This window comes from Stenotrophomonas sp. LGBM10 (assembly GCF_046736075.1).
Taxonomy (GTDB): Bacteria; Pseudomonadota; Gammaproteobacteria; order Xanthomonadales; family Xanthomonadaceae; genus Stenotrophomonas.
The window spans coordinates 3,107,564-3,128,016 of record NZ_CP177163.1; the positions used below are offsets into that span (position 1 = coordinate 3,107,564).

The window sequence follows — 20,453 nt, forward strand, 5'->3', positions numbered from 1 at the left end:
GGATCCGTCCTGAGGCAGCCGACCAGAGGTCGGCTCTACCGGGGGGGGTGGGGCAGCCGACCAGAGGTCGGCTCTACCTGGGGGGTGAAGCAGCCGACCAGAGGCCGGCTCTACGCGGTGTGGTTATGTACCTTCGTATACTGTGCGCCGCCGCGCCCGGATTCGACCTGCCATGAAGCTGTCCCTGATTGCCGCCCTCGACCGCCAGCACGGCATCGGCCACGACAACCAGTTGCCGTGGCAGTTGCCCGACGACCTCAAGCGCTTCAAGGCGCTGACCGTGGGCAAGCCGATCCTGATGGGCCGGCGCACTGCCGAATCGCTGGGCCGCGCATTGCCGGGCCGACGCAACCTGGTGCTCACCCGCAATGGCCAGGTGCCGTTCGAAGGGATGCAGGCCGTGGCAACCGTTGCGCAGGCCGTGGCGCTGGCGGCCGCCGATGGGGCCGCCGAGCTGTGCGTGATCGGCGGCGGCCAGATCTATGCGCTGGTCATGGCGCAGGCCACCGACCTGCACCTGACCTGGGTGGACACGACCGTTGCCGCCGATACCCATTTCCCGTTGATCGACCCGCTGCAGTGGGTCGAAGTGGCGCGCGAGCACCACCCGGCCGATGCGCGGCACGCGGTGTCATTCGATTTCGTGGATTACCGCCGTCGCTGATGCACGGGCCGGTCGCGATGACCGGCCGTGGCCTCACTCGCTGTCGCTGGTGACGTCGGCGTTCTGCGTGTGGACCTGTGCGTGTGCCGGCGCCTGTGCCTGCGGCGCGGGTCGGCCAGTGCCGCGGTTGCGGTCCCGCTGCCCGGGGGCGCCCTGGCGGGCAGGCCGTCCCGCGGATGCGTCTTCCGCGGCCGGCCGGCGTGCCGGCGGGCGTGGCGTGGACACGGGCTTGGGCACGTCGCGGCCCGGGACCTGGACCACGCGCAGCTCGTCGGTATCCAGCTGCAGCGCGGTCAGCTTGCCGCCCCACACCGCACCGGTGTCGATGGCATGCACGCCCTGGGTGATGGTCAGGCCCAGGGCCGACCAATGGCCGCACACGATCTTCAGGTCGCGCTCGACCCGGCCGGGGACTTCGAACCAGGGATACAGCCCCTGCTCCTGGGTACCCGGGGTGCCCTTGTCCTCGATGCCGATGCGGCCGCGCGGCGTGCAGTAACGCATGCGCGTGAACAGGTTGATGATGGCGCGCGAGCGGTCGTAACCGGACAGTCCCGGCGACCACGCCGGCTTGTCGCCGTACATGTTGCGGAACAGCTTGCGGTAGCCGCTGCCGTGCAGCTGCACCTCCACTTCGCGGGCGTGCTTCTCGGCCAGCTGGGTGGTCCACTTCGGCGCCAGCCCGGCGTGGATCATCATCCAGCCCAGTTCGCGGTCCACATGGGCCAGCTTCTGCAGGCGCAGCCAGTCCAGCAGGACATCGCGGTCCTCGGCCTGCACGATGCGCAGCAGGTCCGGGTTGACCTTGCGTTGTTCTTCTTCGGTACGCGCGCCCACGGCCAGCAGCGACAGGTCGTGGTTGCCAAGCACCACCACGCTGCTGTCGCGCAGCGAATGCACCAGCCGCAGCGTTTCCAGCGACTGGCCGCCGCGGTTGACCAGGTCGCCGCAGAACCACAGCGTGTCCACCGCCGGATCGAAGCGGATTTTTTCCAGCAGCCGCTGGGTAACGTCGTAGCAGCCCTGCAGGTCGCCGATGGCCCAGACACTCATGCGCGCGCCTCCATCAGTGCAATGTGCGCGGAACGGTCAATACGAACGGCGCGATCGGTGCGGCGAACTCGGTGCCGTCGTCGGCCACCATGTCGTAGTGCCCCTGCATCGTGCCGTGTTCAGTTTCCAGCATGACACCGGAGGTGTAACGGAAGTCTTCACCCGGGCGCAGGCGCGGCTGCTCGCCGATCACGCCATCGCCGTCCACATGCTCGATGCGGCCGTTGGCGTCAGTGATGCGCCAGTGCCGCGCCACCAGCCGGGCGGCGATGCGGCCCTGGTTGTGGATGCGGATCGTGTAGGCGAACGCATAGCGCCCGTCCTCCGGCGTGGACTGGTCGTCGAGAAAGCGCGGAGCGACCTCGACCGAGATCGCATAGTTTGCAGCGTCGTTCATGCAGGCAGTTTAGAGGGTGTTGTGCAGGTTGAGGTGAGCGCAGCGCTCAACCCTGGGGCGCGTCGTCGCCGTCGAGGTGCGGAACGTTGGCCAGCGCGATGAACTGCGCCACCTCCAGCTGTTCGGCACGCGCATCGCTGCGCACGCCGGCGGCCTCGAACTGTGCGGCACTGACCACGTTGCTGAGCGCGTTGCGCAGGGTCTTGCGGCGCTGCCCGAAGGCGGCCCGGACCACGTCGGCGAAGCGCTTGCGATCGAGGATGCCGACCGTGGCGGGATCGCGCGGCACCAGCCGCACCACGGCCGAATCCACTTTCGGCGGCGGCCGGAACGCACCCGGCGGCACCACGAACAGCGAGGTCACCCTGCACCAGGCCTGCAGCATCACGCTGAGCCGGCCATACACCTTGCTGCCCGGTTCGGCGGCCATGCGGTCCACCACTTCCTTCTGCAGCATGAAGTGCATGTCGCGGATCACCGCCGCGTGCTCCATCGCATGGAACAGGATCGGCGAGGAGATGTTGTACGGCAGGTTGCCGACCAGGCGGATCTGCCCGCCGTCGGCCAGTTCGGTGAAGTCCACCTGCAGCACGTCGCGGTGCACGATGGTCAGCTCGCCGAGCGGCGCGGCGGCCGCGGTGAGCGGGGCGATCAGGTCGCGGTCGAACTCGATCACGGTCAGGCGCGGGTGGCGACGCAGCAGCGGCAACGTGATCGCGCCCTGGCCCGGGCCGATCTCGACCAGGCGGTCGTCGTCCTTGGGGTTCACGGCCAGCACGATCTTGTCGATGTAGCTGCGATCGGCCAGGAAGTGCTGGCCGAGCTGCTTTTTGGCCGGCGCGGTGAACCCGGCGGCGGAGGGGGAATACGGGGAAGTCATGGCACCAGTTTACGTTGGCGCGCCAGCCGGGCACACAGGGACGTGGCGGCAAGCAGGCTGGAGGGATCGGCGATGCCCCGGCCGGCCAGGTCCAGCGCGGTGCCGTGATCGACCGCCACGCGCGGATAGGGCAGGCCCAGGGTGATGTTGACGGCCTGTTCGAAGCCGCTGTACTTGAGCACCGGCAGCCCCTGGTCGTGGTACATGGCCAGCACGGTGTCGAATCCGGCCAGCTTGGCCGGCAGGAACGCGGTGTCGGCCGGCAACGGACCAATCAGGTCCATGCCCTGCGCCCGCAGCTGGTCCAGCAGCGGGATGATCAGGTCCAGCTCCTCGCGGCCGAGGTGCCCGTCCTCGCCGGCGTGCGGGTTCAGCCCGAGCACGGCGATACGCGGCGCGGCGATGCTGAACTCGCGGCGCAGGGCGGCGTGTACGGTGTGCAGGGTGCGCGCCAGCCCCTCGGCGGTGATCGCATCGGCGACCGCGCGCAGGGGCAGGTGGGTGGTGGCCAGGGCCACGCGCACGATGTCGTTGGCCAGCATCATCACCACCTCCACCCCGGCCTGGTCGGCCAGCAGTTCGGTGGTGCCGCTGTAGGCGATGCCGCCCTGGTTGATCACCGCCTTGTGTACCGGGCCGGTGACCACGCCGTCCAGGCGGCCGTCCAGGCAGGCCTGGCCGGCCTGGAGCAGGGCACCGATCACCGCACCGGCATTGGCCGGTTCCGGTGCGCCGAAGCGCGACGGGGCGGTGTTGCGCACCTCGCACAACGGCAGATCGCCCGGCTGGCGGGCGATGGCGTCTTCAGGCAGCAGCTGCAGGGGCAGCGAAAGTGCCGCTGCCGCCGCCCGCAGGGTGTCCGGGTCGGCGAAGGCGAGCAGCCGGCAATCAGTGCGCGGCTGCTGGATGAGGCGGAGGCAGAGTTCCGGACCGATCCCGGCCGGCTCGCCCGGTACCAGCGCGAGCTGCGGGATCATCGATCAGGACTGCGGCGGGGTGGCGGTGTTTTCCGCCCGGTCGCCGCTGCGGAAGCTGACGTAGGCTTCGCCGCGCAGTTCCTGCAGGAAGCGGTTGTACTCTTCCTCCAGCTTGCGACGGCCGATCGTTTCACGGACCTGCGCACGCTGGTTGTCGTTGGTGGCATCGGTCTGGCGGGTCGCCACACGCTGCACGATGTGCCAGCCGGCGTCGGTACGGAAGGCCTGGCTCACGCCGCCATCGGCGACGCTTTCAACCTGGCGACCGAAGTCCGGGCCGAAGGCATCGGCCGGGAACCAGCCCAGATCGCCGCCCTGGCCCTTGCTGTTGTTGTCTTCGGAGGCTTCCTTGGCCACGGCCTGGAAGTCTGCGCCACCCGTGATGCGGGCACGCAGCGTCTCGATCTTGGCCTTGGCCGCGGCGTTGTCCTGCTGGTCGTTCACGCGCACCAGGATGTGGCGGGCGTGGTACTCGGTAACGGTGTTGCCGGTACCGGCCGTTGCATTGGCGTCGCGCACTTCCACCAGCTTCAGCAGCTGGAAGCCGCTCGGGCCGCGCAGCGGGCCGATCACGTCGCCGGCCTTCATCTGGCCCATCATCTGCGCGAACGCATTGGGGATTTCATCCAGCGTACGCCAGCCCAGGTCGCCGCCTTCCAGCGCGTTGGGGCTGTCGGAATAGCGCACGGCGGCGGCGTTGAAGTCCAGCTCGCCCTTGTCCAGCAACGCCTTCACGCCGTCGGCCTTCTTCTGGCCGGTGGCGATCTGGTCGGCATTGGCGCCTTCGGGCAGGCCGATCAGGATGTGGGCCAGGTGGTACTGGGTACCGACCGTGGCCTGCTGCTTCAGCGCGGCATCCACTTCGCCCTCGCTGACGCTGATACGGCTCTGGGCGAAGCTCTGGCGCAGGCGCTGCACGGTGATTTCATCGCGCACCGAGGCACGGAAGTCGTTGAAATCAATACCGTCCTTGGCCAGGCGCTGGCGCAGGGCATCCAGGTTGGAGCCGTTCTGCTGGGCGATCGCGTTCAGGGCCTGGTTCAGTTCCTGGTCGCTGATCTTGATGCCGCTGCTTTCGGCGCGGGCGACCTGCAGCTTGACCAGGACCAGTCGTTCCAGCACCTGGCGGCTGAGCACGTCATCCGGCGGCAGCTGGGCCTCACGGCCGGCGTACTGGGCCTTGATGTTCTGGATCGCACGGTCCAGTTCGCTCTGCAGCACGACATCTTCGTCGACCACGGCAGCGATTCGATCCAGCGGCTGGCTCTGCTGGGCCAGGACCTGCAACGGCACCGATGCGGTGGACACCGCCAGCAGGGAAGCGAGAAGAACGGGAAGGGTCTTGGTCATGGGATCTGGTTCGGATCGTAGTCGTCCCGCGACGCGCCGGTGTTGCTGGGCGGCACGAGATACAGGTCGTCGCGGTAATAGCCGAGAATAGCACGGCGCAAGGTGCGGTCCGTGTTCTGGCCGATGGAGCTCAGGCCCTTGAGCACGAACTCGATCTGGAAGGAGTTGTTCAGCTCGCCCTCGCGGTTGCGCACGTAGCGGCGGGCCACGGCACGCACGGCCAGGCAGCAGCTGTCCCACTGCACGCCACCGATGATTTCCAGCGGGGCGCTGTCCTTGATCGAGTAGTAGTAACGGCCGACCAGGCTCCAGCGCTCATTGATGGGGTACAGGAAGGACAGGTCGGCCTGTTCCAGCAGCGTGCGGTCGAAGCGGGTCGCGGTGTTCGACGCCTGCGGATTCAGGCGGCTTCTGTAGCTCAGGTTGATGATGCCGTCGTTGGACATCAGGTAGCGCGCACGCACGCTGGCCAGGTCTTCGCGCTTGTACTTGGGATCCCACTGGTAGGTGGCGCCCAAGGTCCAGCGGTCGTTGATGGCGTAGTTGCCGTCGGCCACCCAGGCCGATTTGCCCTTCTCGACCGGGGTCTCGCTGCTGTTGAGGGTCACCCGCGAATCATCGAAATACAGGATCTGGCCGATGCTGCCGGAGAAGCGTTCCTTGCCGGTCTCCTGATCGATGAAGCGGGTGCTCAGTGCCATCGTCAGCTGGTTGGCATCGTTCTGGCGGTCGGCGCCGGAGTAGCGCGAGTCGCGGAACAGCTGGCCCCAGCTGAAAGTGAAATCGCGGGTATCGAAGACCGGCAGGTCGCTCTGGTCGCGGTAGGGCGTACGCAGGTAGAACAGGCGCGGTTCCAGCGTGTGCAGGAAGCGGGTGCCGCCGATGGTGGTCTCGCGGTCGAAGAACAGGCCGGCGTCGATCGTGCCGATCGGCAGGCTGCGGCTGGGCGAGGTGTTGCCGCGCAGCTGCTCGGGGGTGGCAACCGCCAACTGTTCCGGGGTCAACTGGCTGCGGCGGATGTCGTCGGCCAGTCCGCGCTCCAGGTCGTAGGCGGTGTAGCGGTAGGCCAGGGTCGGGGTGACGTACCAGGCCGCGCCGCTGAACGGCATGGAGACGTACGGCTTGAGGTCGATGCGCGAGCCGCCGTCCATGCGGGTGGTCACGCCGTTGCGTTCGTACTCCTGGTCGGCACCGAACTTCTGGTGGACATCGTCGTGGGTGAAGCGCACGGCTTCGGCGTAGACGCCGGTCTCCAGCCACGGCAGCAGCGGCTTGTCCCAGTTGACGTACAGGCGCGGCTGGCGCGAATACGGCAGGGCCGCTTCGGTCAACGTGTAGTCGGTGAGCTGCCAGTAGTCGGCCATCAGCCCGGCGGACCAGGTTTCCCCGGTGCCGTACACGCCGACCTGGCTCTGCAGGCTGGAGGTGGTCACGCCGAGCAGCTTGTTGGAGAAGTCCTCCATGTACCGTTCGTCGCTGACCCAGGCCATGCTTGCCCGGGCCTGCCACTGCTTGTTGACGTTGTGGTAACCGGTGTACTCGACGCGGCCACGGTCCTTGTCGCGCAGCTTGTCGTTGGGCAGGTAGCCGGTCAGCAGTTCGCCACGGCCGCCGCCGTACAGATAGCGGAACTCGTTGTCGAGCATGAAACCGCGCTTGCTCATGTAGCGCGGCATCAGGGTGTCGTCGTAATTGGGCGCCAGGTTCAGGTAGATCGGCTGGGTGTAGTCGAAGCCGTTGCGCCCGGACAGGCCAAGCTGCGGGTACAGCAGGCCGGTCTGGCGCCGGTCGTCGATCGGGAACTTGAAGTACGGCGCCCACAGCACCGGGACCTTGCCGATGCGCAGGACCGCATTGCGCGCGGTGCCGAAGCCCTCGTCGTTGTCCACTTCGATCTGCGGTGCCGACAGCTTCCACACCGGCTGCGACGGATCGCAGGTGGTGTAGGTGGAGCGGTGCATCTGCCCCACGGCGCCCTGCAGGTCGATCGATTCGGCGCCGCCATTGCCGCGGCGCGACACCAGCTGGTACTGGATGTCGGAAATCTTGTGGGTGTCCGCTTCCTGGTTGCCTTCGGCCCGCTTGGCGACCATGCGGATCGAGGAGTCCTGGTAGCGGACGTTGCCCTCGGCGATGTAATTGCCGCTTTCGGTATCGAAGCTCAGGTGGTCGGTGCCCAGGAACTGGTCGCCGCGCTTGAGTGCGACGTTGCCCTGGTACTGCGGCACCGTCGAGGTCCCGGTCAGCTGGTCGCCCTCGATGTCGGTGGGCTGCTGGTCGCGCGTGGCGGCCGCGGCCTTGTCGGCTTTGGGAGCATCGTTGAAGACGGGCAGCACGTCAGTGGCCGGGCACAGGCCCCAGCTCACCGGCTTTTCGTCGGCCAAAGCCGGCAGGCAGATGGCGATGCTGAGGGGGAGAGGCAGCAGGCGGAGGGCTCGGCGCACGCGGTATCGGATTCGGACGAAAACGGACCGTAGCTTGCCCCATCCCTTGCATAGGGGCAATGAAGGCGGTCGGCGACAAGGGGGCCGGGTTCAGCGCCGGCCCGGATTGCGCAGGCTCAGCGCAGCGCGCCGACGTGGGCCACGCTGCATTCGGCCAGCGCCTGGAGGTCGTAACCGCCCTCCAGCATGGAGACCACCCGGCCACCGCCGTGGCGGCGCGCCAGGGTGTGCAGTTCGGCGGTGATCCAGGCGAAATCCTCGGTTTCCAGCATCAGGTCGGCCTGCGGATCGCGCATGTGCGCGTCGAAGCCGGCCGAGATCAGCAGCAGCTGCGGGCGGAAATCGTCGATCGCCGGCAGCATCTCGTCGGCCCAGGTATTGCGGAAGCGGAAGCCGCCACTGCCCGGGGGCAGCAGGATGTTGAGCAGGTTGCCGGCGCCGCGGTCGCGGCGCAGCCCCGAGTTCGGGAACAGCCCGGCCTGGTGGGTGCTGTAGTAGGCCACCCCCGGATCGGCGACGAAGATGTCCTGGGTGCCGTTGCCGTGGTGGACGTCGAAATCGACGATGGCGATGCGTTCCAGCCCGTAGCGATCGCGTGCATAGGCGGCGGCGATGGCGATGTTGTTGAACAGACAGAAGCCCATCGCGGTGGTCGCGGTGGCATGGTGGCCCGGCGGGCGGACCGCACAGAAGGCCACCGGGTCCTCGCCCAGCATCACCGCATCGACGGCGGCGACGCCGGCCCCGGCCGCGTGCAGCGCCGCGCTGGCCGAGCCGGGCGAGGTCATGGTGTCCATGTCGAGCAGCCGCAGGGGCTCGGTCTGCGCCTGCAGGACCAGGTCGATCAGTTCATTGTCGTGGACGCGGGCCAGCTCACCCAGCTTGGCCGGCGGGGCCTGGCGCCAGTCGAGCTGCCCCGGGAAGGCCGCTTCCAGTGCATCGAGGACCACCTGCAGGCGCCGGGGGCATTCGGGGTGGCCGGGGCCGGGATCGTGTTGCAGACAGGCGGGATGGGTGAAAACCAGCATGCGGGCAGGGGTTCCGGTAGGGGCTCAGGCGTGCCGGCGCTCGTGGCGCCACAGCACATCGCCCTGGCCATCGGCGCGCGCCAGCACGCGCGCCAGCACGAACAGCAGGTCCGACAGGCGGTTGAGGTAGCCGATCGCTTCGCTCCGCACCGGCTCCAGGGCGGCCAGGGTGACCGTCTCGCGTTCGGCACGGCGCACGATGGTGCGGGCCAGGTGGCAGCGTGCGGCGGCCTCGCCACCGGCCGGCAGGATGAACTCCTTCAGGGCGGGCAGGTCGGCGTTGAAATGATCCAGCCGGGCCTCCAGCGCCTCGATGTCGGCGGCATGGATGGCGGCATGGCCGGGGATGCACAGCTCGCCGCCGAGGTCGAACAGCTGGTGCTGGATCGTGGTCAGCAGCGCGCGGACGTCGGCCGGCAGTTCCACCGCCAGCAGCACGCCCAGCGCCGAGTTGGCCTCGTCCACCGTGCCGTAGGCCTGGACCCGGGCGGCATCCTTGGGCACACGGCTACCATCACCCAGGCCGGTGCTGCCATCGTCACCGGTACGCGTATAGATGCGGGAAAGGCGATTGCCCACGGCGGCTCCAGCGCTCAGTGCAGGATGTCGCGGCGCGCCTGCAGCAGCTTGGCCACCTGTTCGGTGGCCAGCTGCAGCGCGGCGGCCAGGCCGACGTAGATCGCGGCGGTACGCAGGTAGGGCAGGTACCAGTCGCCGTAGTTGCTGGCCCAGCCGGCCACGGTGGGCACGGGGACGTTGGCGCTGGTCCAGTAGAAGCCGCCCTGCGCGAACAGGTGGCACACCGCCACCGCGGCCACCAGCAGCAGCGCGCCCTTGCCCAGCGCCGTCCAGCTGGCGCCGTGGTAGTGCTGGCGCAGCAGCATGCCGCCGGCCCACAGGGCGAAATAGGCCGGCAGCAGCATCCAGGTGCCCGGCGAGACGCAGTAATGCTGCAGGTAGGCCATGCCGGCGCTGCGGATCACCAGCACGTCCACCAGCAGCGCCAGCGCCATCAGCAGCGGGAACGCCCAGCGCGTCCACGCGCGCAGGTAGAAGCCGCCCAGGAAGAACACCGCCCACGACGCATCGGGAATCGCGGCGAAGTGATTGACCCGGGTGGCCGCCATGAGCAGCACGAGCACGGACAGGACGAAGGCGCGTTGAGCGGTGGAAGTCATGGCGGCGACGGGTGGGGATTCAGCGTCCATTCTAGCCCTGCCCCGGCCCGGCCGGGCGCACCGGCCACGGCGCCGGCCGCAGCGGGGCGGCGCGGATCGCGGTGGCCGCTTATCATGGCGGCATGAGTGAACGACATGATGTGGTGATCGTAGGCGGTGGGCTGGTTGGCGCCAGTCTGGCCATCGCGCTGGACCGCGCCGGGCGCGACGTCGGCCTGGTGGAGGCCACCCCGGCGGGGACGTTGCCGGCCGTGTTCGACCAGCGCAACCTGAGTTTTGCGGCGGCCACGGTCAATGCGCTGACCGCCTTGGGCGTGATGCAGCGGCTGGGCACGGCCGTTGGTGCGATCACCCGCATCCATGTCAGCCGGGCGGGCGATTTCGGTCGCGTGCAGATGGAGGCGGCGCAGTACCAGCGGCCGTGGTTCGGCCAGGTGGTGGTGGCGCGCGATTTCGGCCAGGCGCTGGAAACCCGCCTCGACGAGCTGACCCGCCTGACCCGCTACCGGCCGGCCCGCTTCGTCCGCCTCGGCGATACCGTGGATGGCCATCGCCAAGTGTTCATCGCCGACGACGGCGGTGAGCGTTGCCTGCTGGCGCGCCTGGTGGTGGGCGCCGATGGCACCCGCAGCGGCGTGCGCGACGCGCTGGGAATCGGCGTGGACGAACATGATTTCGAGCAGACCCTGTTCGTGTCGCGGGTGCGCGCGGCGCGCGCGCCCGACGGCACCGCCTACGAGCGCTTCACCGATACCGGCCCCACTGCGCTGCTGCCGCGCGGCGACCGCCACTACGGTGCGGTGCACGGCGTGGCCCGGGCGCAGGCCGAGGCGGTGCTGGCGCTGGACGATGCCGCGTGGCTGCAGCGCCTGCAGGATGCGATCGGGTGGCGTGCCGGGCGGCTGCTGGACAGCGGCCCGCGCAGCGCCTACCCGCTGATCCAGGTGCTGGCGCAGTCGCTGGTGGGCGAACGCGCGGTGCTGCTGGGCAATGCCGCGCAGACCATCCATCCGCTCGGTGCGCAGGGCTTCAACCTGGGCCTGCGCGATGCACTGACCCTGGCCGAACTGGTCGCCACGGCCGACGACCCGGGCAGCGATGCGCTGTTGGCCGCACACGTGGGCCGCCGCGCGGACGACCGCGAGCAGACCATTGCCTTCTCCGGTGGGCTGGCCCGGTTGACCAGCAATCCGGCGCCGCTGATGCGGCCGCTGCGCAGCCTCGGGCTGCTGGCCGCGCAGGCCACGCCGATGCAGTCGATGCTGGTCGGCGGCGCGATGGGGTTCCGCGGCGAAGTGCCGGCACTGTGCCGGGAGGGCGCGGCATGAGCCGGCGCGCGCGCGATGTGATCGTGGTGGGCGGCGGCGTGGTCGGTGCGACCTGCGCGCTGGCGCTGGCCGATGCCGGTCTGGACGTGACACTGGTTGAAGGCCGTGAGCCGGCGCAATGGCAGCCGCAGCAGCCGGACCTGCGCGTGTACGCGTTCGCGCCCGACAACGCGCAGCTGCTCGACGCACTGGGCGTATGGCCGGCGGTGCGCCATGCGCGCGCCTGCGCCTACCGGCGCATGCGGGTCTGGGATGCGGCCGGTGGCGACGAACTGCGTTTCGACGCCGATACCCTCGGGCGCCAGCAGCTGGGCTGGATCGTCGAGAACGATCTGCTGGTGGACCGCCTGTGGGCGGCGCTGCCTGCCGCCGGCGTGCAGGTGTGCTGCCCCGGGCGGGTGGAAGCGCTGGAGCAGGACGCGCAGGGCGTGCGGCTGCGGCTGGAGGATGGCCGTCGCCTGGAGGCGTCGCTGGCGATCGCCGCCGATGGCGCCGAGTCGACCCTGCGCCGGCTGGCGGGCCTGGAGGTGGTCCGCCAGGACTACGGCCAGCGCGGTGTGGTGGCCTATGTGGACACCGAACGCGACAACGAAGCCACCGCCTGGCAGCGCTTCCTGGTCACCGGCCCGCTGGCCGTACTGCCGACCGGAACACGGCGCAGCTCGATCGTCTGGACCCTTCCCGACGCGGAGGCCGAGCGCGTGCTGGCGCTGGACGACGCGGCCTTCGGGCGCGAACTGACCGCGGCCTTTGCCGGCCGCCTGGGAGCGATGATGCCGGCCTCGCGGCGCGCCGCCTTCCCGCTGCGTCGCCAGTTGGCGACTGCCTATGTGGCTGGCCGCGTGCTCGCGCTGGGCGATGCGGCGCACGTGGTGCATCCGCTAGCGGGGCAGGGCGTGAACCTCGGTCTGCGCGACGTTGCCGCGCTGCGTGGCCTGGTCCGCGATGCGCAGCAGCGCCGCCAGGACTGGATGTCGCCGCACCGGCTGCAGCGCTGGGCACGCGAACGGCGCAGCGAGAACACCGTGGCCGCCTATGGTTTCGACGCCATCAACACGGTGTTCTCCAACGACGAAATGCACCTCACCCTGGCGCGCGGCCGCGCGCTGGGCTGCGCCGGCAAGCTGCCGCCGCTGGTGTCGATGTTCTGGAAGCGCGCGGCCGGCGTGTAGCAGCGGCCGCCGCCCGGCCGCGTTGCTAGTCGACCAGCCAGCCGGCCAGGTCGGCGCGGTCGAGCTTGCCGCGACGCTTTACATCCAGCGCGGTGAATTCATCGGCCAGCGCGGGATTGGCCTGCGCCTCTTCGCGGCTGATGAAGCCGTCGCCATCCACGTCGAGCGCCTGGAAGGCGAACCGGTACTGGCCAACCACGGCCACCGGCTGCACCGACCGCACCGTGACCTCGGCCTCACCGGCCGGCGCCGGCAGCGTCACCTGGTGGGTGACCTTGCCCTGCGCGAGCGGCTGGGTGCGCACGCTGACCGGGACCTCGCGCAGCGGTGCGCTGATGGCCGGGGGTGGGGTATGGACCTGGGCACAGACAACCGCCGGCACCCACAGCAACAGGGCCAGGCTGGAAAGACGTCGCATGGCGATCTCCGGATCAAAGGGGAAACGCCGACGCGCCCGCAGGTGGCGCGTCGGGCGGGTCATCGCAACGGCGAGGCCAGCACCGTGATTTCCTCACGGTCGTGGTACAGCTGCTTGGCACGCACCACCAGCGGCTTGTCGGCCTGCTCCTGGAACAGGTCCAGGCACATGCGGGTCTCGTCCCAGCGCTTCTTCATCGGCAGCTTGAGGTTGAAGATCGCGTGGCGGCACCAGCCCTCGCGGAACCAGGTGGCCATGCGCTCGGCAACCCGACGCGGCTGTTCGACCATGTCACAGACCATCCAGTCCAGCGGCGTTTCCGGCTGCCAGTGGAAGCCGTCGGCGCGCAGGTGCTCGACCAGCCCGGTCTCCAGCACATGGTCGCGCAGCGGGCCGTTGTCCACGCTGATCACATGGACGTGCTGGCGGGTGAGCACCCAGGTCCAGCCACCCGGTGCGGCGCCGAGATCGGCCGCGCGCATGCCCGGTACCACCAGCTTCTCGCGCTCGTCGGGCGTCATCAGGGTGAGCAGCGCCTCATCCAGCTTGAGAGCCGAACGCGACGGTGCATCGGGCAGCAGCTTCAGGCGCGGGATGCCCAGTGCCCAGGGCGCGCTGTCGCGGGTGTCGGCGACGCACACAAAGGCATGGCGCCCGTCCACGAACACGATGTGCAGGCGAGGCAGGGCGGTGTTGGCCTTGTCGGTCAGCAGCCCGGCCTTGCGCAGTGCCGGGCGCAGCGCGTTGCCGAACGCGCGGGCCAGCCCGGCCAGCGGCTTGCCTTCGTCGGAGTCCGGGTGTTCCACCCACATGTCGCCGAAGCGCAGCTGGCCCGCCAGCGCGGCCAGGATCGGGGTGATGCGGTCACTCGGGTCCAGGTCGCGCAGTTCGGCCAGCACCACCAGCTTCTGCCGCGCGAAGATCAGCGAACGCCACGGCAATGCCTTGGACAGCGCGGCGCCTTCGTCGGTGGCAAACAGCACGTAGCCATCATTGCGCTGGGTGCGCGCATACCCGGCGATGCCGGCATACGCGGCGCGCTCGGACAGTTCACCGGCCAGTTCGGGCTCGAAGCCCTGGCGGCACAGACACAGCAGGCCGCTCATCGAATCGCGCCCGAAGCGCGGCGGTCAGTAATGCGCACCGTTGGTCTCCCCGTACTGGCGCAGCACGGCGCGTGCCGCGTCGCGCTCGATATCGCGCACCACCTCGATGCCGCGCTGGTTGAGTTCGCCAACCCAGTCGGCCGGCAGCGGGCCTTCGTCGAACGCCGTGAGCTCTTCCACATCCTGTGCGCTGGCACCTATGAGCAGGCGGTCGATGCCGGCCCAGACGGTGGCGCCATAGCACTGGCAGCACGGCTGCGAGGAGGTGGCGAGCGTGATCGGGCTCAGCACATCGTTCAGGCGCGGGGTCTGCAGGCGCTGCTGGGCCAGCATGTAGGCCATGTTCTCGGCATGCGCCAGCGAGGTGGTATGCGGCACCACGCGGTTGACGCCGGCGGCGATGACGCGATGGTCCGGGCCGAACACCACCGCGCCAAACGGACCGCCGGTCTGCGCCTCGACATTCAGGCGCGACAGTTCGATCGCCAGCGCGACCTTGTCGGCATCGCCGGGATAGGCGCGGCTGAGGTCGATCTGGTCGTGGATCCAGGCGGGCAGGGTGAGGTGGACTTGCGCGTACAGCATCGGGGCGTGGGCCTCTTCTGGGACGGAGCAGCGGCAGTGTATCGGGCCGTGCGTAGGGATGCCGTGCCCGCGCTGAACGCGGCCACGGGCCTGCCGGCGCAGGGCGTGCGCCGGGTTCGGGACTGCCGGGGCGAAGGCCCTGCCGGTGCAGGGCTCCGCTGGAACGTGGCCGGTGCCAGGCACCGGCAGGGACGGCTTACGCCGACCAGGTATCGCGCAGGGTCACGCTGCGGTTGAACACCGGCGTGGCCGCGGTGTGGTCGCGGCGATCGGCGACGAAGTAGCCGGTGCGCTCGAACTGGAAGGACTGCTCCGGCGCGGCGCTGGCCGCGGCCGGTTCAACATAGCCGGTGACGGTGCGGCGCGACGCCGGATTGAGGTAATCGCGGTAGGTCTTGCCGTCGGATTCGTCGTCCGGGTTGGGCACCGAGAACAGGCGGTCGTACAGGCGGATCTCCGCCGGCACCGCGTGCACCGCGCTGACCCAGTGGATGGTGCCCTTGACCTTGCGGTTGGCGCCTTCCATGCCCGGGCGCGAGTCCGGGTCCAGCCAGCCGCGCAGTTCGGTGATGGTGCCGTCGGCATCCTTGATCACCTCATCGCAGCGGATGATGCCGGCACCGCGCAGGCGCACTTCGCCGCCCGGCACCAGGCGCTTCCAGCCCTTCGGCGGGATCTCGGCGAAGTCCTCGCGTTCGATCCACAGCGCGCGTGCGAACGGCACCTCGCGGGTACCGAACGCCTCGTCCTTGGGATGGTTGGAGAAGGTCAGCGTCTCCGCGTGGCCCTCGGGCAGGTTGGTCAGCACCAGCTTGACCGGATCGATCACCGCCATGCGGCGCGCGGCGGCGCTGTCCAGGTCTTCGCGCAGCGCGCCTTCAAGCACGCTGAAATCGATCAGTGAATTCTGCTTGCTGATGCCCACGCGCTCGGCGAACAGGCGCATCGCGGCCGGGGTGTAGCCGCGGCGGCGCAGGCCCTGCAGGGTCGGCATGCGCGGGTCTTCCCAGCCATCCACCAGCTGTTCGGTGACCAGCGCCATCAGCTTGCGCTTGCTCATCACCGTGTAGTTGATGTTCAAGCGCGAGAATTCGATCTGGCGCGGCTTGGCCGCTTCGCGCGGCAGCCCGCGCTCGACCAGCGGGGCGGTCAGCGCGTCGTCGTGCGCGAAGTCCACGTTGTCCACGCACCAGTCGTACAGCGGGCGGTGGTCTTCGAACTCCAGCGTGCACAGCGAGTGGGTGATGCCCTCGAGCGAGTCGCCGAGCGCATGCGCGAAGTCGTACATCGGGTAGATCGGCCAGGCGTTGCCGGTGTTCTGATGCTCGACGTGCTTGATCCGGTACAGGGCCGGGTCGCGCAGGTTGATGTTGCCGCTGGCCATGTCGATCTTCGCGCGCACGGTGCGTGCACCGTCCGGGAATTCGCCGGCGCGCATGCGGGCGAACAGGTCCAGGTTCTCCGCCACGCTGCGGTCGCGGAACGGCGACGGGCGGCCCGGCTCGGTCAGGGTGCCGCGGTAGGCGCGCACTTCCTCGGCCGACAGGTCGCACACATACGCCTTGCCATCGCGGATCAGTTTCTGGGCGGCCAGGTAGTAGGCGTCGAAGTAGTCCGAGGCATGGCGCAGCTCGTTCCACTCAAAGCCCAGCCAGCGCACGTCGTCCTGGATCGCCGCCACGTACTCGGGGTCTTCCTTGGCCGGGTTGGTATCGTCGAAACGCAGGTTGCACACGCCGCCGAACTCGCCGGCGATGCCGAAGTTCAGGCAGATCGACTTGGCATGGCCGATGTGCAGGTAGCCGTTGGGCTCCGGCGGGAAGCGCGTTTTGATCGCGGCATGCTTGCCGGCAGCCAGGTCCTCGCGGACGATCTGACGGATGAAATCCCGCTTTTCGTGGGTTTCCGGAAGGGCGTCGGTGGGGGTGGCGGTAGACTCGGACATGATGCGCGGTCGCAGTTAACAGGCAGAAAGACCAACAGTTTAGCCTGTCGCAACGCGCCAGGCTAAACGGCGGCCGGCATTGCGAATGGGTGGGGCCGCGCGTGGAGCCGGCCAGCGGCCGGCACTACGGCTGGGCGGCGCGTGTGGAGCCGGCCAGCGGCCGGCGTTGCGGGTGGGTGGGGGCCGCGGCGGGGTATCCTGCACCCACATCCGCTGGAGCTCCCCCATGCACGTCATCTACCAGGCCGACAACCTGTTCGACGCCCATCTGGTCAAGCATGCGCTGGAGGACGCCGGCATCCCGGCCTTCGTGTTCGGCGAGTCCCTGCTGGGCGGCATGGGCGAACTGCCCCTGTTCGGTGTGCTGCGGGTCTGTGTGCCGGACCTGGCGCGGCCCGAGGCCGAGGCGATCGTGACCGGGCTGGACTTGGGCGGCCCGCAGGATGCCCCCATATTCGACGGTGACGAAAGCGCCGGCCTGTTGCCGGCCTAGGAGACCGCCATGTTGGGAATTGCCAAGGGCCTGTTGGGCATCGGCGCGTTCAAGCAGCGCCTGCCGCGCCCGGACGAGGCCCTGCCGGGCCGGGAGCATCCCCTGCCGCTGCACAACCAGCACTACGTCAACAGCCACCCGCTCAAGGACGGCTTTGCCGGCCTGCAGCGCATCCGCGTGGCGATGGGCTGCTTCTGGGGCGCCGAGCGCAAGTTCTGGACCCTGCCGGGCGTGTATTCCACCTCGGTGGGCTATGCCGGCGGCAGCACCCCCAATCCCACCTACGAAGAAGTCTGCTCGGGTCTGACCGGGCATACCGAGATCGTGGAGGTGGTCTTCGACCCGGCCATCATCAGCCTGGCCGAGGTGCTGCAGGTGTTCTGGGAAAACCATGACCCCACCCAGGGCATGCGCCAGGGCAACGACACCGGTACCCAGTACCGTTCGGCGATCCATGCCACCAGCCAGGCCCAGTACGAGGCCGCGCTGGCCAGCCGCGATGCCTACCAGCAGCGGCTGAGCGACGCCGGCTATGGCGCCATCACCACCGACATCGCCTTCCCGGCCCCCGCGTACTACTACGCCGAGGACTACCACCAGCAGTACCTGGCCAAGAACCCGAACGGTTACTGCGGCATAGGCGGCACCGGCGTAAGCTGCCCGATCGGCGTAGATGCCTAAACACCCGTAGTGCCGGGCTCTGCCCGGCAAGGGATCCGATGCGCTCTGCCCGGCAAGGGATCCATCGCGCTCTGCCCGGGCACAACGCCATCAGGACGCCCGCAACGGGCACACATCCAGACAAAAACGGGACGGATGCAGTCACTGCGTCCGTCCCGCCTCGGCGTCCAGCAACGCGCTGTCGCTTACAGCCGTTCGCGGATCGTCTGGCGCAGGGCGTCCAGGTCCTTGGCGAACGCATCAATGCCGGCGGCCAGCTTCTCGGTGGCCATCGGGTCGGCGGCCAGGTCGGTCGCGAACCGGGTGGCGTCGATCGGCGGTGCGGTGACCGGTTCGGCGGCACCGGCGACGAGCATGCGCGGCAGGTCGCCGTGGTCGGCGTCCAGCTTCTCCAGCAGGTCCGGCGAAATGGTCAGGCGGTCGCAGCCGGCCAGCGCCTCGATCTGCGCCGTCGAGCGGAACGAGGCGCCCATCACCACCGTCGGCGAGCCGCGGCGCTTGAACTCGGCATACACGCCGCGCACGAACACCACACCCGGATCGTCGTCGATGGTTGCCGGGGTCTGCCCGTTGGCCACGTACCAGTCCAGAATGCGGCCGACGAACGGCGAAATCAGGAACGCACCGGCTTCACTGCAGGCCAGGGCCTGGGTCGGATTGAAGATCAGCGTCAGGTTGCAGTCGATCCCTTCGGCCTGCAGCTGGCGCGCTGCTTCCACGCCCGCCCAGGTGGCGGCGATCTTGATCAGCACCTTGCTGCGCGGCACGCCGGCCGCCTCGTACATGGCGATGAACTGGCGCGCCTTGGCCACCGTGGCCTCCGTGTCGTGGGCCTGGTCGGCATCCACCTCGGTGGACACCCGGCCCGGCACCAGCGTGCTCAGCAGCGTGCCCACGCCAACGGTCAGGCGGTCGGCCACGGCGTGCACGATGGTTTCGCGCTCGCCGGACTGCCCACGCCCCCACGCCAGCGCGCTCTCGATCAGATCGGCGTACACCGGCAGGTCCAGCGCCTTCTTCACCAGCGTCGGGTTGGTCGTGCAGTCGACCGGCTTCAAGCGCTTGATCGCCTCGTAGTCGCCGGTATCGGCCACCACGACGGAGAGATCACGCAACTGGGTGAGTTTGGACGGAGAAACGGTGTTCATTGCCACTCCTGGAGGGGACGGAAGAACCGGCGCGCAACGCAGCGCGGTTCAGGAATTCGGGTTGTGGACGGCGGTGACGCGCAGGCGCAGCTTGCGGCCGCCCGGGGCATCCCAGTCCATGCTCTGGCCAACCGACAGGCCCAGCAGGGCGGTGCCCACCGGCGCAAGGATCGAGACCTTGCCCTGTTCCACGTCGGCTTCGCGGGGGTAGACCAGCGTCAGCACGTGTTTTTCGTTCTGCAGCTCATCTTCGCACTCCACGCGCGAATGCATCATGACGGTGCCGTCGGGCATCGCGTCCGGTGCCATCACGGTGGCGCGGTTGAGTTCTTTGGCAAGCGCGATCGCGGCCGGCGTCTGGCCGACGGCGGGGGCGTCGAGCATCGCTTCCAGGCGATCCATATCGTGGCTGGAAACAATGATCGACGGGGGCAGTCCGCTGGATGTGGACATGGTGAAGCTCCTTGCGTATTTGTTGATGGCCCATGCAAAAGGCGGCGCCTGCTGGCGCCGCCTGGTTCTATTGTGCTGACAATCGCAGGCGGATGCGACCCGTGCCGATCCGCCTGCCCGTTGGGCGGTTCAGGCAGCCTCAGGCCGGGCGCTGCGGAACGGCTGCCGGCAGCACGCCGCTGTCGCCGGCCTGCAGCGTGAACAGTTCCTGCGGCAGTCGCTTGAACTGCTGGGCGAGCTGATCCAGGAAGCCGCTCATCGCCGAACTGCGTCGCCAGGCCATCGCGATGCGGCGGCTGGGGCGGTCGTCGCCGTTGAAATCCAGCAGACGGATGTTCTCCGAGCGCGGTACCGGCGGCTTCACCGACAGCGTTGGCATCAGGGTGATGCCGACGTCGGCGGCCACCATCTGGCGCAGGGTTTCCAGGCTGGTGGCGCGGAACTCGGATTTCTCGTTGGCGCCGAACAGGCGGCATACCGCCAGGGCCTGGTCGCGCAGGCAGTGGCCGTCTTCGAGCAGCAGCAGCTTCTGCGCCGACAATTCCTGCACATCCAGGTGGTGGCGCAGGGCCAGTGGATGCTGGCCGGATACCGCCAGCAGGAACGGTTCCTCGAACAGGAACTCGGCGTGCAGCTGGTCATCGTCCAGCGGCAGCGCCAGCAGCGCCGCATCCAGCCTGCCTTCGCGCAGGCGGGTCAACAGCTCGTCGCTCTTCTCCTCCACCAGCAGCAGTTCCAGGTGCGGGAAGCGCTCGCGGATGTTGGGAATCACGTGCGGCAACAGGTACGGGCCAAGCGTCGGGAAAATGCCCAGGCGCACGGTGCCGGCTTCGGGGTCGCGGCTGCGCCGCGCCGCTTCCTTCATCTGCTCGACCTCGGCCACGATGGTGCGCGCACGCGCGGCCGCTTCCACGCCGGCAGGGGTCAGCATGACCTTGCGCGGCGCTCGCTCGACCAGCGGCAACCCCAACTCGTCCTCCAGCTTGCGGATCTGGGTGGACAGCGTGGGTTGGCTGACGAAACAGGCGGCAGCAGCGCGGCCAAAATGGCGATGGTCAGCCAGGGCCACAAGATACTTCAGATCACGTAGGTTCATCCTTAGACCTCTAGGGGTATGGACCGGGTGATGGCGTGGTTTACCCAGCGGGCAGAA

21 protein-coding genes are annotated in these 20,453 nt (G+C 69.0%); 5 read left to right on the plus strand and 16 right to left on the minus strand.

Going from position 1 to position 20,453, the window contains the following annotated elements:
- The first annotated feature begins 172 nt into the window (after positions 1-172).
- Positions 173-664, plus strand: coding sequence for a dihydrofolate reductase (locus tag ACLB90_RS13335; RefSeq protein WP_411849949.1), 492 nt, complete (start codon positions 173-175; stop codon positions 662-664).
- A gap of 33 nt (positions 665-697) precedes the next feature.
- Here the strand turns inward: ACLB90_RS13335 and ACLB90_RS13340 are convergent, their stop codons facing one another.
- The 9 genes from ACLB90_RS13340 to ACLB90_RS13380 all read right to left on the minus strand — a co-directional run bounded on the left by ACLB90_RS13340 (position 698) and on the right by ACLB90_RS13380 (position 9,971).
- On the minus strand, positions 698-1,717 hold the full coding sequence (locus ACLB90_RS13340) for a symmetrical bis(5'-nucleosyl)-tetraphosphatase (RefSeq protein WP_411849950.1): 1,020 nt from the start codon (positions 1,715-1,717) through the stop codon (positions 698-700).
- 13 nt (positions 1,718-1,730) lie between these two features.
- Entirely contained in the window at positions 1,731-2,114 is a 384-nt protein-coding gene (apaG, locus tag ACLB90_RS13345) for a Co2+/Mg2+ efflux protein ApaG (protein WP_411849951.1), read from the minus strand.
- Between the two features lie 46 nt (positions 2,115-2,160).
- Positions 2,161-2,994: a 16S rRNA (adenine(1518)-N(6)/adenine(1519)-N(6))-dimethyltransferase RsmA gene (gene rsmA, locus ACLB90_RS13350; RefSeq protein ID WP_411849952.1), complete on the minus strand. Its 834-nt coding sequence runs from the start codon at positions 2,992-2,994 to the stop codon at positions 2,161-2,163.
- Positions 2,991-3,971: a 4-hydroxythreonine-4-phosphate dehydrogenase PdxA gene (gene pdxA / locus ACLB90_RS13355; protein ID WP_411849953.1), complete on the minus strand. Its 981-nt coding sequence runs from the start codon at positions 3,969-3,971 to the stop codon at positions 2,991-2,993. The genes rsmA and pdxA overlap by 4 nt, the downstream gene beginning before the upstream one ends.
- Positions 3,972-3,974: 3 nt before the next feature.
- Positions 3,975-5,321, minus strand: coding sequence for a peptidylprolyl isomerase (locus ACLB90_RS13360; protein WP_411849954.1), 1,347 nt, complete (start codon positions 5,319-5,321; stop codon positions 3,975-3,977).
- Positions 5,318-7,765 carry an LPS-assembly protein LptD gene (gene lptD, locus ACLB90_RS13365; RefSeq protein ID WP_411849955.1) on the minus strand — a complete coding sequence of 816 codons (2,448 nt, stop codon included), beginning with the start codon at positions 7,763-7,765 and terminating at the stop codon, positions 5,318-5,320. The genes ACLB90_RS13360 and lptD overlap by 4 nt, the downstream gene beginning before the upstream one ends.
- Positions 7,766-7,881: 116 nt before the next feature.
- The gene (locus tag ACLB90_RS13370; RefSeq protein ID WP_411849956.1) at positions 7,882-8,793 is read right to left on the minus strand and encodes a histone deacetylase family protein; all 912 of its coding nucleotides are present in this window, start codon (positions 8,791-8,793) and stop codon (positions 7,882-7,884) included.
- Between the two features lie 24 nt (positions 8,794-8,817).
- Positions 8,818-9,372, minus strand: coding sequence for a cob(I)yrinic acid a,c-diamide adenosyltransferase (locus tag ACLB90_RS13375; protein WP_411849957.1), 555 nt, complete (start codon positions 9,370-9,372; stop codon positions 8,818-8,820).
- A 14-nt stretch (positions 9,373-9,386) separates the two neighbouring features.
- Positions 9,387-9,971, minus strand: a complete 585-nt coding sequence (locus ACLB90_RS13380; RefSeq protein ID WP_411849958.1) for a hypothetical protein — start codon at positions 9,969-9,971, stop codon at positions 9,387-9,389.
- Positions 9,972-10,093: 122 nt separating this feature from the next.
- On the opposite strand from ACLB90_RS13380, the gene ubiH reads away from it, so the two are divergent.
- Together ubiH and ACLB90_RS13390 are read left to right on the plus strand one after the other, a co-directional pair.
- Positions 10,094-11,299, plus strand: coding sequence for a 2-octaprenyl-6-methoxyphenyl hydroxylase (gene ubiH / locus ACLB90_RS13385; RefSeq protein ID WP_411849959.1), 1,206 nt, complete (start codon positions 10,094-10,096; stop codon positions 11,297-11,299).
- Positions 11,296-12,471, plus strand: a complete 1,176-nt coding sequence (locus ACLB90_RS13390) for a UbiH/UbiF family hydroxylase (RefSeq protein ID WP_411849960.1) — start codon at positions 11,296-11,298, stop codon at positions 12,469-12,471. Before ubiH ends, ACLB90_RS13390 begins: the two co-directional genes overlap by 4 nt.
- Before the next feature lie 25 nt (positions 12,472-12,496).
- On the opposite strand, the gene ACLB90_RS13395 is transcribed toward ACLB90_RS13390, so the two are convergent.
- The 4 genes from ACLB90_RS13395 to ACLB90_RS13410 form a co-directional block, all read right to left on the minus strand.
- Positions 12,497-12,889 carry an EF-hand domain-containing protein gene (locus ACLB90_RS13395; protein WP_411849961.1) on the minus strand — a complete coding sequence of 131 codons (393 nt, stop codon included), beginning with the start codon at positions 12,887-12,889 and terminating at the stop codon, positions 12,497-12,499.
- A gap of 59 nt (positions 12,890-12,948) precedes the next feature.
- Positions 12,949-13,995, minus strand: a complete 1,047-nt coding sequence (rlmM, locus tag ACLB90_RS13400; protein WP_411849962.1) for a 23S rRNA (cytidine(2498)-2'-O)-methyltransferase RlmM — start codon at positions 13,993-13,995, stop codon at positions 12,949-12,951.
- A 24-nt stretch (positions 13,996-14,019) separates the two neighbouring features.
- Positions 14,020-14,580, minus strand: a complete 561-nt coding sequence (locus ACLB90_RS13405; RefSeq protein WP_411849963.1) for a nucleoside deaminase — start codon at positions 14,578-14,580, stop codon at positions 14,020-14,022.
- Between the two features lie 196 nt (positions 14,581-14,776).
- Positions 14,777-16,525, minus strand: a complete 1,749-nt coding sequence (locus ACLB90_RS13410; RefSeq protein WP_411849964.1) for a glutamine--tRNA ligase/YqeY domain fusion protein — start codon at positions 16,523-16,525, stop codon at positions 14,777-14,779.
- A 226-nt stretch (positions 16,526-16,751) separates the two neighbouring features.
- Here ACLB90_RS13410 and ACLB90_RS13415 point away from each other — a divergent pair, with 226 nt between their 5' ends.
- Both ACLB90_RS13415 and msrA read left to right on the plus strand, forming a co-directional pair.
- Positions 16,752-17,018 carry a DUF2007 domain-containing protein gene (locus ACLB90_RS13415; RefSeq protein WP_411849965.1) on the plus strand — a complete coding sequence of 89 codons (267 nt, stop codon included), beginning with the start codon at positions 16,752-16,754 and terminating at the stop codon, positions 17,016-17,018.
- 30 nt (positions 17,019-17,048) lie between these two features.
- Entirely contained in the window at positions 17,049-17,699 is a 651-nt protein-coding gene (msrA, locus tag ACLB90_RS13420) for a peptide-methionine (S)-S-oxide reductase MsrA (protein ID WP_411852760.1), read from the plus strand.
- Positions 17,700-17,884: 185 nt separating this feature from the next.
- Here msrA and ACLB90_RS13425 read toward each other — a convergent pair whose 3' ends face one another.
- From ACLB90_RS13425 to ACLB90_RS13435, 3 genes are all read right to left on the minus strand, one after another.
- Entirely contained in the window at positions 17,885-18,847 is a 963-nt protein-coding gene (locus tag ACLB90_RS13425) for a transaldolase (RefSeq protein WP_411849966.1), read from the minus strand.
- Between the two features lie 48 nt (positions 18,848-18,895).
- The gene (gene rnk / locus ACLB90_RS13430; RefSeq protein ID WP_411849967.1) at positions 18,896-19,300 is read right to left on the minus strand and encodes a nucleoside diphosphate kinase regulator; all 405 of its coding nucleotides are present in this window, start codon (positions 19,298-19,300) and stop codon (positions 18,896-18,898) included.
- A gap of 139 nt (positions 19,301-19,439) precedes the next feature.
- Positions 19,440-20,396, minus strand: a complete 957-nt coding sequence (locus tag ACLB90_RS13435; protein WP_411849968.1) for a LysR substrate-binding domain-containing protein — start codon at positions 20,394-20,396, stop codon at positions 19,440-19,442.
- Between the last annotated feature and the right edge of the window lie 57 nt (positions 20,397-20,453).